We start from the raw sequence: 16,211 nt of genomic DNA on the forward strand, positions 1-16,211 counted from the left end.
TGTGGTGAGCGGGCTTCTGTGGTGAGCGGGCTTGCCCCGCGTTGGGTGGCGAAGCCGCCCCAAAACCTGGCACCGCGTTCTACCTGGCATGATGTGGTGTTCTTGTTGGGGCTGCTGCGCAGCCCAACGCGGGACAAGCCCGCTCACCACAGGAAGCGCGCTCACCACAGCAAGCTCGATGTCAGAAGTCGACGGTGGCCGACAGCAGGTAGGTGCGCGGTGTCGACAGGGTCAGTCCCGGCTCGCTGTCATCCGATGCACCGGCCGAGCTCCAGTAGCGTTTATCGGCGACGTTCTCCACGTTCGCCCGCAGGGTGATGTGCTTGTCATCCACCTTGAAGCCATAGCGTGCGCCGACGTCGAGGCGGTTCCAGGCGTCGATTTCCTTGACATTGGACTGGTCCAGGTACTGCGAGCTGGAGTAGATGCCACGGCTGGTCAACGTCAGGCCTTCCAGGCCCGGCACGTCCCATTCGGCGCCGAGGTTGACGTTGTACTTGGGCGTCGCTGGCGCGCGGTTGCCGTCCCAGGTGCCATTGGTGGTGTCTTTGAGTGTGCTGTCGATGTACATCACCCCACCCAGCAGGCGGAAGCCCTTGAGTGGCTCGCCGAACACGCTCAACTCCACGCCGGAGTTCTCACGCTTGCCATTGGGCCCGAACAGCCGCGTGGTCGCATTGGTTTCATAGGCCGGCTGCTTGATGCGGAACACGGCGGCGGTCACCGCGAAGGCACCGGCATCGTACTTGGCGCCCACTTCCACCTGGCGGCTGATGAACGGCGGGAAGATCTCGTCTTCGTTTCTCGAGGTCGACGGCGCGATCTTGCCCTGGCTCAGGCCTTCCATGTAGTTGGCGTACAGCGACAACTTGTCGGTGGCCTTGAACAGGAGGCCGCCCGACGGCGATACCTTTTCTTCGTCATAGGCGGTGTCGCCTTTGATCCCATCGCTCCAGTCAGTCACCTTGACCCGCTGCCAGCGCGCACCGAGGGTGAGTAACAGGCGGTCGTCGAAAAAGCCCAGGGTGTCGGACAAGGCCACGCCACTGAATTTGTTTTCGGTATAGACCTTGGGATCGAAGCGAGTCGGCCGTGACGGCGTCTGCGACTGCACCGGGTTGTAGAGATTGCTCGACGGCGCCGTATACCGCGCACCGCCGTTGGTGAAGTCCATGTCGAAGTAGCTGGCGGCCAGGTTGACCTCATGGCTCACCGGCCCGGTGTGGAACCAGTTGCGCACGCCAGCGGTGTAGGTGCGCACGTTTTCATCGCGGGTGAAGTCCCGTGGCTGCACGCTGAAATCGCCGGCCGCATTGGTCACCGAAACCGCGTGACGCAGGAAGTCGTGGTTGCTTTTGCGCGCGCCCACGCCACCGTAGAGCATCACGTTGTCGCTGAGGTCGTACTCGGCGTTGACCGTACCAAAGGTGTCATTGGTGCGCGCCTTGCTCCACGACTGCGCATAGTTGCGGCGCACATCGTTGGCACTCGGTACCGGCGCAGCGGCCGCCACCTGCACGCGCTCCTGCGGGGCATCAGTGTCGCGCTCGGTATGGCCGATATCGGTGGAAAGGCGCAGGCGCTCGCCGCGAAAATCCAGGCCCAGCACGGCCATTTCGCGGTCGACGCTCTGGTGGTCCCAGGCGGTGTCGCCGGACTGCTTCACGCCGTTGAAGCGAATGCCGTACTGGTTGTCCTCGCCAAAGCGTCGGCCAATGTCGACCGCGCCACCGGCCTGGCTGTCGGACGCCCAGTTGCCGGTAAACGAGTTGATGTCCTTGTCGGTGGCGCGCTTGGGCACCACGTTGATCCCGCCGCCGACGCTGCCACGCGGCGAGATGCCGTTGATCAACTGGCTCGGGCCTTTGAGGATGTCGACGCGGTCGGCCATTTCCATATCGATGGTGTACGTGGGCAGCACGCCGTACAGGCCGTTGTAGGCCACGTCACTGTTGAACAGGCTGAATCCGCGAATGGTGAATTGCTCGTAGCGCCCACCGGCCGGGTTGGTGGCCCGCACCGAGGGGTCGGCGCTGATCAGGTCGCCGAGGGTGCGTGCCTGCTGGTTTTTCACCGCCTCCTGGGTGTAGGTGGTGATGCTGAACGGAGTCTCCATGAAATCCCGCGTGCCGAGCATGCCCTGCGCCGTGCGGCGTGCCACCTGGCCACCGGCGTAGGTGTCGCCGTCGTACAGGCCGGTGGTGCCGAGGATCGACGTGGGCGCCAGTTCCAGGCTGCTGCCCTCCGGCACCGGCACCAGCATGTAGGCCTGCTCGCCCATGGCTTGCAGTTGCAGGCCGGAGCCTTGCAGCAGGCGGGCAAAGCCCTCCTCCACGCCGTATTCGCCGGACAGGCCACTGCTGCTGCGCCCGCTGACCAGCGCCGGGTCCACCGACAGGTTGACCCCCGACAGCCCGGCAAAACGCGTCAGCGCCGCACTCAGGCTGCCCGCCGGCACTTGGTAACTGCGGCGGACGGCGGTGTCTTCGGCGTAGCTGACGGCGGCGAAAAACGGGCTGGCGCTGAGGCTCAGCATCAGGCTCAGTTTCAGCAAGGGGCGGACTGCGGGCATTGGCGGAAGCTCTCGATGTTGTTCACTTGCCTGGAATGACAGGCGAGGTGAAAAAAAGGGACAGCCTTCAGCCAATTTTTTCGCTTACCACACTGCGATCGTTGAATCCGTCCTTGGCTCCGTTCCGCCGCACAATACACCACTGACCGGATCACGCAGGATGATCTGCCCACGCCCGTAGTCGGTGAGGTCGCTGACGATCTGCACCTGATGCCCGCGCCGCGCCAGGGCATTGGCCAGGTCACTAGAGGCACCGTGTTCGATGCCGACCTTCATGTCGCCCAGCCATTGCCAGCGCGGCGCGTCAAGGGCCGCTTGCGGGTTGAGGCCGAAGTCCACCAGGTTCATCACCATCTGCACATGACCCTGGGGTTGCATGTAGCCGCCCATCACGCCGAATGGGCCGAGGGCCTGTCCGTCCTTGGTGAGGAAGCCGGGGATGATGGTGTGGAAGGTTTTCTTGCCCGGTGCCAGGCAGTTGGCGTGGCTCGGATCGAGGCTGAATTCCTGCCCACGGTTCTGCAGGGCGATGCCGCTGTCGGGCAGTACCACGCCGGAGCCGAAGCCGTGGTAGTTGCTCTGGATGAACGAGACCATATTGCCCTCGGCATCCGCCGTGGCCAGGTACACCGTGCCGCTGGCGTGGGGGTCGCCGGGTTTAGGCGGTTGCGCCTGTTCGCCGATCTGCCCACGGCGGCGGGTGCTGTAGGCATCGCTGAGCAGGTCGGCGACGGCCACGCGCATGTGCAGCGGGTCGGTGATGTAGTGCAGGCCGTCGCTGTAGGCGAGTTTCATTGCTTCCAACTGGCGGTGCCAGGTCTGCTGGCTGTCGCGGTGATCGAAGCTGAAGCCTTCGAGGATTTTCAGCGCCATCAGCGCCACCAGGCCCTGGCCGCTGGGCGGGATTTCCCAGACGTCCACACCCCGGTAGTTGATGTGGATCGGGTCCACCCATTGGGCGCGATAATCCTGCAGGTCGCTGGCGCGCAGGTAGCCGCCACTGGCCTTGGAATGGGCATCCAGGCGTTCGGCCAGGGCGCCGCGATACAGGCTTTCGCAACGGGTCGCGGCGAGTTCTTCCAAGGTGCGCGCCTGGGCCGGGTTGCGGAATATCTCACCGGCCCGTGGCGCGCGGCCGTCGATCAGGAACGTGTCGAACCAGGCGTCCAGGGCTGAGTCGCGATGGGGGCTGAATTCGTCCAGCGCGACCTGCCATAGCTGGGCGATCACCGGCGACAGCGGGAAGCCGTCACGCGCCAGGCTGATAGCGGGTTGCAGCAACTCGGCAAACGGCAACTTGCCGAAGCGCTCGGACAGCTCGGCCCAGGCCGATGGGCAGCCGGGCACGGTGACCGGCGTCCAGCCATACAGCGGCATCCGGTCGTGCCCCGCCGCCTTGACCGCCTCGATACTCAAGGCCGCCGGCGCGTGGCCGTTGCCATTCAGGCCGTGCAACCGACCCTTGCACCAGACCAGCGCGAACGCATCGCCGCCCAGGCCACAGCCGGTGGGCTCTACCACCGTGAGCGCGGCCGCCGTGGCAATCGCGGCGTCGATGGCGTTGCCGCCCTGTTGCATCATCTGGATACCGGCCTGGGCCGCCAGGGGCTGGGACGCCGCAACCATGCCGCGACGGGCAAATACGCTTTGGCGCTGTGAGGGATAGGGGTACTCGTGAGCAGAAAATTTCAACATGGCTAAGACTCGTCAACACAGGGTGATGGAAAGACTCACAACACACGACTGAGAAAGGCCCGGGTACGGGGATGGCTGGGGCGGCTGAAAATCTGTTCCGGCGGCCCTTGCTCGATGAGTTCGCCCTGGTCGAGCACCACCACGCGGTCGGCGACTTCACGGGCAAAGCCCATTTCGTGGGTGACCACCACCATGGTCATGCCCTCCTCGGCCAGCTCCTTCATCACCTGCAGCACCTCACCGACGGTTTCCGGGTCGAGGGCGCTGGTGGGCTCGTCGAACAGCATGGCCTGGGGTTTCATCGCCAGGGCGCGGGCAATCGCCACGCGCTGCTGCTGGCCGCCGGAAAGCATCGACGGGTAGTGGCCGGCCTTGTCCGCCAGGCCGACCCGCGCCAGCAATCCACGGGCTTGCTCCAGGGCTTCGGCGCGCGGTGTGCCAAGCACCTGGATCGGCGCTTCGATGATGTTTTCCAGCGCGGTCATGTGCGGGAACAGGTTGAAACGCTGGAACACCATGCCGATGTCGCGGCGCTGACGCGCGATGTTGCGCTCCGAATCACGCACCAGGCTGCCGTCGCTGCGCTCGCGATAGCCCATGGCACGACCGTTGACGCGGATGCGCCCGCCCTGGATGTCTTCCAGCAGGTTGATGCAGCGGATAAAGGTGGTCTTGCCCGAGCCGGAGGCGCCGATCAGCACCACCACTTCGCCGCGCCGCACTTGCAGGGAGATGCCCTTGAGGATCTGCAGCGTGCCGAACGACTTGTGGATGTCCAGCGCCTCGATGATCAGTTCTTCACTCTGGTGCGCCATGGTTATCGTCCCCTCAGCAGTTTCAAGGTGCTGCGCCCGAACATGCGGCTGGACGCCGGTGGCGGCGCGGATGGCCGGTCGGACTGGCCGAAGCGCGCCTCCAGCCAGCGCTGGAAAAAACCCCACAAGGTGGTGAGCATCAAGAAGTAAATCGCGACCACCAGGTACAACTCGAACACGCGGAACGTCGCCGAGGTGACCATCTGCGTGCTGAGCAGCAACTCCTGCACGCCGATCACGCTGACCAGGGTGGTGTTCTTGAGCATCACGTTGAACTCATTGCCCAGCGGCGGCACGATCACGCGGAACGCCTGGGGCAGCACGATGCGCCGCATCAGCTTGGCAAAGCCCATGCCCAGGGAGCGCCCGGCTTCGTACTGGCCCTTGTCCACCGCACCGATGCCGGCGCGGATAATCTCGGCCATGTACGCGCCTTCGTTCAAGCCCAGGGCAATGATCGCCGCCTGGATATTGCCGGGGATGACCAGGCCGAACAGCGCGATATCCTCGAAGCGGAAAATCCCGCCCGCTGCCAACGCGGTGTACAGGAATACGATCTGCACCAGCAGCGGCGTACCGCGCATCAGCCACACATAAAAACGTACCGGCAAGTGCAACAGCGGGTTCTTCGACAAGCGCAGCAGCGCCGCCGCCAACCCCAGCACACAGCCCAGCAGCATCGCCGACACCGCGATCAGGCAGGTCAGCCACAGCCCGGTGAGGTACACCCCGCTCGGCTGCAACAGGTACTGCCAGAACACATCCCAATTGAAATTCATCGCCGGTGTGCCTCAGTCGAGTGTGTCGCTGCTGACATGCCACTTGTTCAGCAACTGGACGTAGCTGCCGTCGCTGCGCATGTCGCTGATCACTTGCTGCACGGCGGCGCTGAGTTGCGGATCATCTTTGCGCATGCCCAGACCGGTGAGGATGCGGCTGAACGCTGGCACGCCTTCCTGGAACAGCTCCGGGGCCATCGCCGCGTAATAACCGGCGGTTTCCACGGTGGTGCCGTAGGCATCAACCTGGCTGATGCGCAGGGCCTGGAAGGCGTCGGTATCGGTGTTGTACACCACCAGTTTCATCGGTGATTTGCCGGCCTTGGCCAGGCTGTCGTTCTGCGCGTCCAGCAGGGTCTTGATGGTAGAGCCGTTGAGCACCGCGACCTTGTGCCCGGAGAGATCATCCAGGCTCTTGATGCCCTTGGGGTTGCCCTTGGGCACCACCACCGACTGGCTGGAATACATATAGTTGACGATGTCGATCACCTGGCGCCGCTCGGGTTTGTCGAACAGTTGGTCGACGATCATGTCGCACTGCTGGGCGAGCAGCGCCGGCACCAGGCCAGAGAACGGAATCACCCGCCACTGCACCTGTTTGTCGCCCAGGCGCTTGGCAATTTCGAGGCCCAGGTCGACGGTGAGCCCGCGGGGTTTCTGTGCTTCATCGAAGGACACCAGGGGCGGTGAATCCATCCCCGAGCAGTAGGTGAGTTTGTCGACGTTCTTCAGACGCTCCGGCACCTGGGGCGCGGCGACGGCCCATTGGGTACAGAGGCCGAGGGAGACAGCCACCAGCAAGGCGCGGTGTTTATGCATGACCAGACACTCCAGTTCGTTGATTAACGGGGCAGGACTCAACGTCAACACACAGCAGGTGTTTCTTATTGTTGTTCGCTTTGCAGGAACTGGATCAGCGCCGGCACGGTGCCTTCGATATGTTCGCGCACCACGGCTTCGGCGCGGGCGGCGTCACCGGCACGGATCGCGTCGAGAATCACCGCGTGTTCCTGGCGGGCACTGAGAGGTTTTTCGCCGTGTTGCAACCACAGGCGCATCGGCGCTTCGACCAGTGAGTACAGCGCCGAGATCTGCTTCATCAGGCGCGGGCGGCCACTAAGGCTGCACAGGTATTCGTGGAAGGCACGGTGGCGACTGACCCAGGCGGCGCTGTCGTCACGGTAGTCGTCCATCGCGTCGAGCAAGCGCTCCAGCGCGGCCAACTGGCGCTCGCCGATGCGCCCCACCGCTACGCGCACCGCCAGGCCTTCGAGGGCGCTGCGCATTTCGAACACTTCGTGCAGTTCATCGATATCCAGGCCGCTGACGATGGCACCGCGATTGGGCCGCAAGTTCACCAGGCCCTGGGCGTCCAGGCGGCGAAAGGCTTCGCGCACCGGCATGCGGCTCATGCCGATCTCGCTGGCGATGTCTTCGGCGATCAGACGGTCGCCTTTGCGGTAACGACCGCCGCAAATGGCATCGAGCAGGAAGTTGTAGGCCTCCTCCTCGGCAGTGAGGGGCTGGCGGTCAACGTAAGCGGGGGCAAATTGCATCGGCAGCACCTTTTGAATTTTTGTATCCAATTATCCATGGATACGAAAAAAGCAGGATGTGTGCCAAGTGAAGTCATGATGAGCCAAGCGCTTGATTCGAATGAAATAGACCCGTTCGTCACCGGAAAACATGAAGCGATCGTGCAGAAGCCCGCTACCTAACCGCTCAGAAAACGCCCCATCAGTGGGCAGAAGTAACAAGCGAGGGCACGCCCGGGAATGCCTCACTCGCAGACGGCAGCTCACTCATGCGTATGACCGCCAGTGGACGGCCACACGCGGCCGCTCACTGTGGCCATTGCTCAAGCAGTATCGAGACGAATTTTTCCGCCGCAGGCGAAAGCGATGAGCCTCGGCGGTAGACCAAGCCCAAAGAACGGTTAACCACTGGCTCGATCAACGGGACGCTGACCAAGGTGGGATGATCATCAGCCGGCATGGCCAGGCTTGGCATCGCCGAAACCCCCAGGCCGGCCTCCACCAGGCCCAATGAAGTCGAAAGGTGCTGGACTTCATAGAACCATTGCGGCCGCCAACTCAAACCCGATAGAGCGTGGTCGAGCAGCATGCGGTTGCCGCTCAAACGCCCTACCCCGATAAGGCGGTAATCGCTCAATTCAGACCAGGTGACCGAACTGCGACCTGCCAGCTCGTGATCACGCCGGCACGCCAATACAAAGGGCTCACTGACCAATGGCACGAACTCAATGTCCGGATGCTGCCCACTCATCATGTTGATACCGAAGTCGGCTTCCCCGCGCAGTACCGCTTCAAGGCCCTCATTCGCACTCAAATCCAGCAGACGTATGCGGATTTTTGGATAGCGCTCGTTGTACAGACGGATCACTGAAGGCAGGAAATAGAACGCGGCGGTAGGGATACACGCCAGGGTTACACGACCGATCTGGCGTTCGGCCAGTTCACGGATATTAAGAATCGACTCGTCGAAGTCATCCAGCAACCGGCGCGCCTTGGGAAGAAAGTCACGCCCGACGCTGGTAAGGCTGACTTTGCGGGTGGTGCGATCCAGCAACGCCGTGCCCAGCCCCTCTTCCAGTTTTTTTATCCGCCGGCTGAGTGCAGGTTGAGACAGATGCAAAGCATCGGCCGCTTCGTGAAAGCTACCCAATTCGGCGATTTTCACGAAAGATCGGATGTCGTTTAGCTCATAGTCCATGTCCAGTCTCGTCAGCCAAGGAAATAGGGAAGTCGTTTAGCGCACTTTTATCATTCGCCAAACGCAATAATAACGTCAATTTTTGCATTGGAAACATTTTTCAAAGCTTGAGACTCTTGCTCCCAGAGCATCAATCACCTCGATTGATCAACAAGAGTCAGTATTATGCAAAGAATCCCCTGTGTGCTGATGCGCGGTGGTACCTCCAAAGGTCCGGTTTTTCTCGACTGGGATTTGCCGTCGTCCATCGAGGCCCGCGACGAACTGCTACTCAACCTGATGGGCTCCGGTCATGAACTGGAGATCGACGGAATCGGCGGTGGCAGCCCGCAAACCAGCAAGGTTGCGATTGTCAGCCCTTCACTGCACCCGGATGCGGACGTTGATTACTTGTTTGTCCAGGTGATGGTTTCGCAGCGCAGAGTCGACAGCGCACCTAATTGCGGCAACATGCTGTGTGCGGTTGGCCCGTTCGCCATCGAACAGGGCCTGGTCAAAGCCACCCCCGGACGCACCCGTGTGCGCATTCGCAACGTCAACACCGGGACCTTCATCCATTCCGAGGTGTACACACCGGATGGCAAAGTCAGTTATGAGGGCGATACCGCCATTGATGGTGTGCCCGGCACCGCGGCGCCGGTGCAACTGACCTTCCTGGATGCAGCCGGCAGCAAGACGGGCAAACTCTTTCCCACCGGCAACACGCAGGACGTCATTGATGGCATTGCGGTGACCTGTATCGACATGGCCATGCCCATGGTGCTCGTCGAAGCCAGTCAACTGGGCAAGCGTGGCGATGAGAGCCCAGCGGAACTGGACGCCGATAAAGAATTCCTGCGACGCCTTGAGACGCTGCGGCTGAAGGCCGGCCTGGCCATGGGCCTGGGCGATGTCAGCGGCAAAGTGATTCCCAAGCCGGTGCTGGTCTCGCCCGCGAAAGCTGGCGGTACGATTCAGGTTCGCTATTTCATGCCGCACAACTGCCACCGCGCGCTCGCCATTACCGGCTCGATTGGTCTGGCCACCGCGTGCGTGATAGAAGGCAGCATCGTCGCGCAGATGCTTGGCGGGGTCAGCACGCCGCGTCGTGAAGCGGTGCGTATCGAACACCCAAGCGGCGGGATTGATGTCGTATTGTCCTACACCGGCCGCAATGGTGAGACAATTCAAGCGTCCGTCGTACGCACCGCGCGCAGGCTGTTCTCCGGTTACGTCTACGCCACTGAGTCACAGCGCCTCGCCGGATAATTCCGGCGGTCGTTGGCATTTTTGCATCCGCACAATTCTAAAAATGGGTGATGCCATGAAAGTTGTTAAATCGCTCTACTTCCAGATCCTCTGCGCCGTGGTGCTGGGCATTGTGGTTGGGCATTTCTGGGCTCAGCAGGCCATCGCACTCAAACCACTGGGTGATGCGTTCATCAAGCTCATCAAGATGATGATTGCCCCCGTGGTGTTCTGCACCATCGTCACCGGCATCGCCGGAATGAGCGACAAACGCTCGCTCGGACGCCTGCTCAGCAAGACCATGCTGCTGTTTTTTGGCCTTACGGTGATCAGCCTGGTCATTGGCCTGGTGGCGGTATACGTGTTCCAGCCGGGCGTCGGCATGAACATTGATCCCACCCAACTGAGCACCAAAGGCTTGGCCCAGTACACCGAGTCGGCGGCAAAGCTTGGGGTTGTGGAGTTCTTCATGCACATCATCCCCGAAACCTTCGTGGGTGCCTTCAGTAAGGGGGAAGTGCTGCCGGTGCTCTTTATTGCGGTGTTATCCGGGTTTGCCTTGTCATCCCTGGGCGAGCGTGGCAAGCCGGTACTCGACGTACTCGAAGCCGCTTCGCAGATGGTCTTCAAGATCTTCGCGTACCTGATGCGTTTTGCCCCGGTCGGAGCCTTCGGCGCCCTGGCGTTCACCGTGGGTCAGTACGGCATCACTTCGCTGGGTTCGCTGGCGAAGTTGATCATGACCTTGTACATCGCCTGCGGCTTCTTCGTGTTCGTGATCCTGGGCAGCATTTGCCGTAGCAACGGCTTCAGCCTGTGGAAACTGTTGCGCTACTTCCGTGAAGAATTCCTGGTGGTGCTGGGCACGTCCTCCACGGAACCGGTCATGCCACGCATGCTGGAAAAACTCGAAGCGCTGGGCTGCAAGAAAGGCGTCGTGGGCCTGGTACTCCCCACCGGCTACTCGTTCAACCTGGACGGTACGGCCATTTACCTGTCGTTGGCGGCGATTTTCATTGCCCAGGCCTGCAACATTGACCTGAGCCTGACGCAAATCATCACCATGCTGGCGATCATGCTGTTGTCCTCCAAAGGTGCCGCCGGCGTGACGGGCAGCGGGTTCGTCGCGCTCGCTTCGACCTTGACGGTCATTCACGACATCCCGTTGGCCGGCCTGGCGCTGCTGATCGGGGTTGACCGCTTCATGTCCGAGGCGCGCGCCCTGACCAGCCTGGCCAGCAACGCCGTCGCGACGGTAGTGATTTCCCTATCGGAAAATGCCTGCCATCGCGAAACGCTGCACCGGATGCTCGACGCAAAACCCTCTGCGACGCCGGTAGAAGCCTGGGAAGACCTGAAAGTCCCCAAGCGCGTTTAACAATCACCGGGCAACGCCCCTCCCTGACTTGACCCCTCCTCCGCCAGGCGCCTTTGGCCGCCCGGCGGATCAGGGCGCGTGCGCCTCGGCGTCAGCCACTATTACGATAACAACAAGAGAATCGTCCTATGCTCGCTTTCCTTGGCCTGGCCATGGTGGTCGTATTTACCGTCCTCATCATGACGAAGCGTTTGTCGCCAATCGTCGCGCTCACCGTTGTACCTATCGTCTTCGCGGTGATTGGCGGTTTCGGTGGCACCACCGGCAAGATGATGCTCGACGGCCTGAAAATGGTCGCACCGTCTGCCGCACTGCTGTTGTTCGCGATCCTGTTCTTTGGCCTGATGATCGACGCAGGCTTGTTCGACCCGCTGATCCGCAAGATCCTCAAGCGGGTCAATGGCGACCCGATGAAGATCGCGGTCGGCACTGCCCTGCTGTCCTTGCTGGTCGCACTCGACGGCGACGGCACCACGACCTACATGATCACCTGCGCAGCGATGCTGCCGCTGTATAAGCGCATCGGCATGAACCCGATGATCCTGGCGACCATTTCCATGCTGTCGCTGAGCATCATGAGCGGCATGACCCCCTGGGGCGGCCCCGCGACACGGGCTATTGCCGCGCTGGGCCTGGATGCCGGCGAATACTTCGTGCCGTTGCTGCCGACCATGATCGGCGGCGCCCTGTGGGTGATCTTCACCGCCTTCCTGCTGGGACGTGCCGAGCGCAAGCGGATCGGCAATGTCCAACTGCAGAGCGGTGGCGGCGATTGCTACATCAACGCGATTCTTGAGGACACCCCCCACAAGCGTCCGAAACTGGCCTACGTCAACCTGGTGCTGGTCATTGCGGTGATGGCGGCCCTGGTGATGGGGTTGATGCACTCCGCGATCCTGTTCCTGATCGGCTTTGTGCTCGCGCTGATGATCAACTACCCGCAATTGGACATTCAGAAAGAACGCATCCTGGCGCACTCGGGTAACGCAATGACCGTGGTGTTGCTGGTATTCGCCGCCGGGATCTTTGCCGGGATTTTTTCCGGCACAAAGATGGTGGACGCCCTGGCACAGACCCTCGTCGACTGGATCCCGCCATCCTGGGGCCACCTGTTTCCATTGGTGGTGGCGATCACCAGCATGCCGCTGACGTTCGTGCTGTCCAATGACGCCTACTATTTTGGCGTGGTGCCGATCCTGGCCAATGCCGCCGCGGCGTATGGCATCGACCCGGTTGAAATTGCGCGCGCCTCGATCCTGGGGCAACCCGTCCACCTCATGAGCCCGCTAGTGGCCTCGACCCTGTTGCTGGTGGGCATGGTCGATCGCGATATCGGCGACTTCCAGAAGGCCACCGTCAAATGGGCAGTGCTGACCTCGCTGGTCGTCACCGCGCTGGCCTTGTTGACCGGGGCCATCAGCCTGTTCACCTGATCCACCCACAACCTCTGCTGTCTTTCAGCGCGCCTCGCTCACGGGGCGCGTGTCGCCCTGCACCCCAAATAACAACAAAGAGTCATTTGCCATGAACCCTATGTATGCCCGTCGGGCTTTGTTTTGCGCGTTAGGCCTGGTACCCGTCGCAGGAGCCAACGCCGAAGGTTTTATTGATGACAGCAAACTCAAGCTGCAACTGCGCAACGTGTATTTCAACGAGAACTTTCGCGACGAGCACGGCTTGAGTGCGCGAGCCGCCAGAACGGCAAAAAGCGAGCGTACCGAGTGGGCCCAGGGATTTCTGCTGGACTATCAGTCCGGATTTACGCCGGGCACCCTCGGCTTTGGCGTGGACGCCCTGGGGCTGTATGGCGTGAAGCTCGATTCAGGGCGCGGCCGCAGTGGCACCGGGCTCATGCCGGTGCACGATGACGGGCGAGCGGCCGACGAGTTCGCCAGCGCCGGCGCAACCGCAAAGGCCAGGTTCGCCAAAACCACGGTCAAGTACGGCACCTTGCTGCCCAAGACGCCGGTGCTGATTTACAACGATGCACGCTTGTTGCCCCAGACCTACCAGGGCACCCAGGTCAGCAGCACCGACATCGACAACCTGACCGTCACCGGCGGGCACCTGGACCGTTTCAAACTACGCGACTCCACCAACAGCGTGCCGATCGTGCCCGACGGCTACAGCGGGGAAAAATCGGGAGATTTCAACTACGCCGGGGCTGAGTACAAATGGGGCAAAAACCTTCGCTTGAGTTATTTCTACGGGGAACTCGAGAACTTCTACCGACAGAACTTTGCCGGCATCCAGCACGACCTGCCACTGGCCGGTGGTGTGCTGACCAGCGACCTGCGCTACTTCAACAGTGTTGATAGCGGCGCTGGCTACGCGGGCAAAATCGACAATGACATGTTCAGCGGCCAGTTGTCCTACGTGATCGCAGGCCATACCGTCGGAGGGGGCTACCAGACCCTTCGCGGAGATGCCGGTCTGCCCTACATCAGCGGCGCCACCGTCTACTCATTCAGCAACGCCGGTATCGGCAAATTCATCGAGGAGGACGAGAAGACCTGGATGCTCAACTACGGCTACAACTTCGCCGCCGTCGGCGTACCCGGCCTGACCTTCTCGGCACGCTACCTGAGCGGCAATGACGGCAAGTTCACGACCACGGTCAAGGAATGGGAGCGTGATACCGAGCTGGCCTACGTGGTGCAGGCCGGCACGTTCAAGGGGCTGGGGGTGCGCATGCGCAACTACGTCTATCGCTCTGAATTCTCCCGGGGCCGCGACAGCAACCGCCTCTACCTCACCTATGACATTGCCCTCTGGTAAGTCGACGATCGCGGCCCTTGCGGCCGCTTTCCTTCAGGTTAAGGTGAGGACATCCCAACATGCTGTTCAAGAACAAATACTGATTCTGCCGGTGACCCTGCCCGTTCATGGCCTGCTCAACTGGAGCGCTTACCTGTTCAAGGACAAGGCATTGTGATATCACTGCTTCCAAGGCCGCGGCCTGAAGCGGCGGTTCTGGAGAGCGGTCGATGAGGGTATTTGGCCTGGCAATACTCATCCCAACATGCGCCGTCAGCTATCTCATCTGCACGGGTGACACAGCAATAGCGCTGGCGGCCAGCTTCTTGTTCTATCTCAGTGCGGTCCTGCTCTACATGTATCCGTCGGTTTGCGTAGCCCTCCTCCACCCTGATCCTCCCCGTGCCTTACTCACGAAAAATCTCCTTGCGGGCTGGACCGTCATCGGCTGGTTCAAGGCCTATCGTTGGGCCCTTGCCGAACTGCGCCAACACGAAGCAAATGCACTCAAGCGCGGAGATAGAAAGTGATGGCCTATTGGCACTTCTTCAAAAGGCGCAGGTCAATCGTGCATCACTACCCACGTTAGTACGTCATCATGCACAGCTGGAAGAAAATATCGCTGACCGAGGGTCTGGAGCGGAGCCTGCCGGGGCACAAGGTCGATTGCGTTCTGATCAATGGCTGGACTGCTACCGTCTTTGTCAGGTCGCCAGAAACCGAATCAATGTTTTGTACAACAGGTATCAACCTGGCCAAGCTTGCAGACCGCTCGAGCGTACAGCAGCTTGCAGACGAGATAACATTTGAGATTGATATGTCCAGGACCAGGAGCGCCGGCTAGCGCTCCCCCTGCTTGATCATTCAATTTCGCTGCAACAAGGTGTTAGGCGCGACGCCGAACGCTTTGCGGAACGCATGGCTGAAATGGGAGAAGTCAGAAAACCCGAAGTCCAGCGCGGCCTGCGAGATACTGCGCACCTGGCCGCGCTCGATCGCTTCACGGCTGGCATTCAGGCGTTCCCTCCAAATCTCGGCGGCGGGGGTTTTCTGGTACCGCGCGAACGCGCGCGTGACGGTGCGGGTGGACACATTGTGGGCTTGAGCGATGACCTCAATCGACAGGTCCGGCTCGGCCAGATGCCGTTGGATGTACTGCATGATGCGGCCGTAAAGGTCCAGTTCCTGGTGAGTGGCCTTCAGGTCCTGGAGTTCCAGGCTGATCACCAGAAGGTCGAGCAACGCCTCTGAATAGCGACTGGAGATGCCCTGATCCTGCAAGGATGCCGGGGTAATCGCTGCTTGGCGCAGCATTTCACGCAAGGGAATCACGCCGGGCCGCCGATCATCGAGAACCATCGCGGTGTGCTCCGCAATACGCGGCAGGCGTTCAGTCAGCAATGCCCGCGGAATACGCACCAGGTGATTTTCGGTACCACCGAGGCTGAATCGGAACGGTTGCGTTGCGTCATAAAGAAACAAATTGCCAGTGGCCAGGCTGGCTTTTCTTCCGCTCTGTTCAATTTGCCCATGACCGTTCCGGGCGAACCCCAGCCATAAATCGTCGGCCGGACCGCTACGCAGATGTTGCGCGGAACGCTCCCAGTAATGCAGGGGCGATGACAGTGAACAGATGTCCAGACGGCCTAAGGTATTGACCGCAAGCACACCATCGAAACTGCTCTGGGACAAGGGTTTGCTATCGGCCGCCAGGCAATGGCGGCAGACCACTTCTTTCCAGTAATCAAAGCGACGTGGTGCAGCAACAGCAAGGGTCGAATACTGAGTGCTTGGATTCATGGCACTGACCTCGGTACGGCAATACAGTTAGAGCTCGAAAAGGTGTTACCGGCTTTTCAGCGCTAGCAATTAATAGGCCAGACACATTGACGGTCGCCCTCACGTACTCATAGCGACTTCCTGCGCCCGAGCGTCCCCAATAAGAGGCAAACAGGCCTGGGCTTTCGACACGGGCGCACCAACGCCGATCACCGGAGGGGTCCCCCCCGGGGTTGTCTTTTCCAACCAAACGGTTGTCTCGACGAACCAAGCGGCCTCTCGCCGTCACGCCTAATTTCCACCTCACAGCAGCTCAACCCCCGCTGATGAGGCACGCCATGCATCGACACTGTTCACACCCTTTGGCTGATGCCTCCTGGCTCCTGCACAGGCGCGACCTCGTGCCTGAAGAGTCGGCTTATTGGTTGATCGAGTGGGGGGCCATGAAGCTGCTGCGCCGACGACAGACCGCCAAG

Annotated in this window: 13 protein-coding genes; 5 read left to right on the forward strand and 8 right to left on the reverse strand. The window is 61.2% G+C overall.

Annotated features, from left to right (window positions below):
• Positions 1 to 181 precede the first annotated feature (181 nt).
• The 7 genes from M2497_RS20535 to M2497_RS20565 form a co-directional block, all read right to left on the reverse strand.
• Positions 182 to 2,572, reverse strand: a complete 2,391-nt coding sequence (locus M2497_RS20535; protein ID WP_248482725.1) for a TonB-dependent receptor — start codon at positions 2,570 to 2,572, stop codon at positions 182 to 184.
• 84 nt (positions 2,573 to 2,656) lie between these two features.
• Positions 2,657 to 4,267, reverse strand: a complete 1,611-nt coding sequence (locus M2497_RS20540; RefSeq protein ID WP_248482727.1) for a gamma-glutamyltransferase family protein — start codon at positions 4,265 to 4,267, stop codon at positions 2,657 to 2,659.
• 35 nt (positions 4,268 to 4,302) lie between these two features.
• A complete protein-coding gene (locus M2497_RS20545) occupies positions 4,303 to 5,082 on the reverse strand; it encodes an amino acid ABC transporter ATP-binding protein (protein WP_248482728.1) in 780 nt (259 codons plus the stop codon).
• Positions 5,083 to 5,084: 2 nt separating this feature from the next.
• Positions 5,085 to 5,861: an amino acid ABC transporter permease gene (locus tag M2497_RS20550; RefSeq protein ID WP_058426249.1), complete on the reverse strand. Its 777-nt coding sequence runs from the start codon at positions 5,859 to 5,861 to the stop codon at positions 5,085 to 5,087.
• 12 nt (positions 5,862 to 5,873) lie between these two features.
• Complete coding sequence (locus tag M2497_RS20555) at positions 5,874 to 6,680, reverse strand: ABC transporter substrate-binding protein (RefSeq protein WP_248482729.1); 807 nt, start codon at positions 6,678 to 6,680, stop codon at positions 5,874 to 5,876.
• Positions 6,681 to 6,745: 65 nt separating this feature from the next.
• The gene (locus M2497_RS20560) at positions 6,746 to 7,417 is read right to left on the reverse strand and encodes a GntR family transcriptional regulator (protein ID WP_248482731.1); all 672 of its coding nucleotides are present in this window, start codon (positions 7,415 to 7,417) and stop codon (positions 6,746 to 6,748) included.
• A 286-nt stretch (positions 7,418 to 7,703) separates the two neighbouring features.
• A complete protein-coding gene (locus M2497_RS20565; protein ID WP_071492172.1) occupies positions 7,704 to 8,594 on the reverse strand; it encodes a LysR family transcriptional regulator in 891 nt (296 codons plus the stop codon).
• Positions 8,595 to 8,759: 165 nt separating this feature from the next.
• On the opposite strand from M2497_RS20565, the gene M2497_RS20570 reads away from it, so the two are divergent.
• From M2497_RS20570 to M2497_RS20590, 5 genes are all read left to right on the forward strand, one after another.
• Entirely contained in the window at positions 8,760 to 9,842 is a 1,083-nt protein-coding gene (locus M2497_RS20570; protein WP_248482733.1) for a 4-oxalomesaconate tautomerase, read from the forward strand.
• Between the two features lie 43 nt (positions 9,843 to 9,885).
• A complete protein-coding gene (locus M2497_RS20575) occupies positions 9,886 to 11,199 on the forward strand; it encodes a dicarboxylate/amino acid:cation symporter (protein WP_248482735.1) in 1,314 nt (437 codons plus the stop codon).
• A 128-nt stretch (positions 11,200 to 11,327) separates the two neighbouring features.
• On the forward strand, positions 11,328 to 12,632 hold the full coding sequence (locus M2497_RS20580; protein WP_248482737.1) for a citrate:proton symporter: 1,305 nt from the start codon (positions 11,328 to 11,330) through the stop codon (positions 12,630 to 12,632).
• 91 nt (positions 12,633 to 12,723) lie between these two features.
• Positions 12,724 to 13,977 carry an OprD family porin gene (locus tag M2497_RS20585; RefSeq protein WP_248482739.1) on the forward strand — a complete coding sequence of 418 codons (1,254 nt, stop codon included), beginning with the start codon at positions 12,724 to 12,726 and terminating at the stop codon, positions 13,975 to 13,977.
• A 209-nt stretch (positions 13,978 to 14,186) separates the two neighbouring features.
• Positions 14,187 to 14,486, forward strand: a complete 300-nt coding sequence (locus M2497_RS20590; RefSeq protein ID WP_248482741.1) for a superinfection immunity protein — start codon at positions 14,187 to 14,189, stop codon at positions 14,484 to 14,486.
• A gap of 334 nt (positions 14,487 to 14,820) precedes the next feature.
• Here the strand turns inward: M2497_RS20590 and M2497_RS20595 are convergent, their stop codons facing one another.
• Positions 14,821 to 15,756 (reverse strand): helix-turn-helix domain-containing protein, encoded by a 936-nt coding sequence (locus M2497_RS20595; protein ID WP_248482743.1) that lies wholly within the window; start codon positions 15,754 to 15,756, stop codon positions 14,821 to 14,823.
• Between the last annotated feature and the right edge of the window lie 455 nt (positions 15,757 to 16,211).

This window comes from Pseudomonas sp. CYM-20-01, from assembly GCF_023169845.1.
GTDB lineage: Bacteria > Pseudomonadota > Gammaproteobacteria > Pseudomonadales > Pseudomonadaceae > Aquipseudomonas > Aquipseudomonas azotoformans.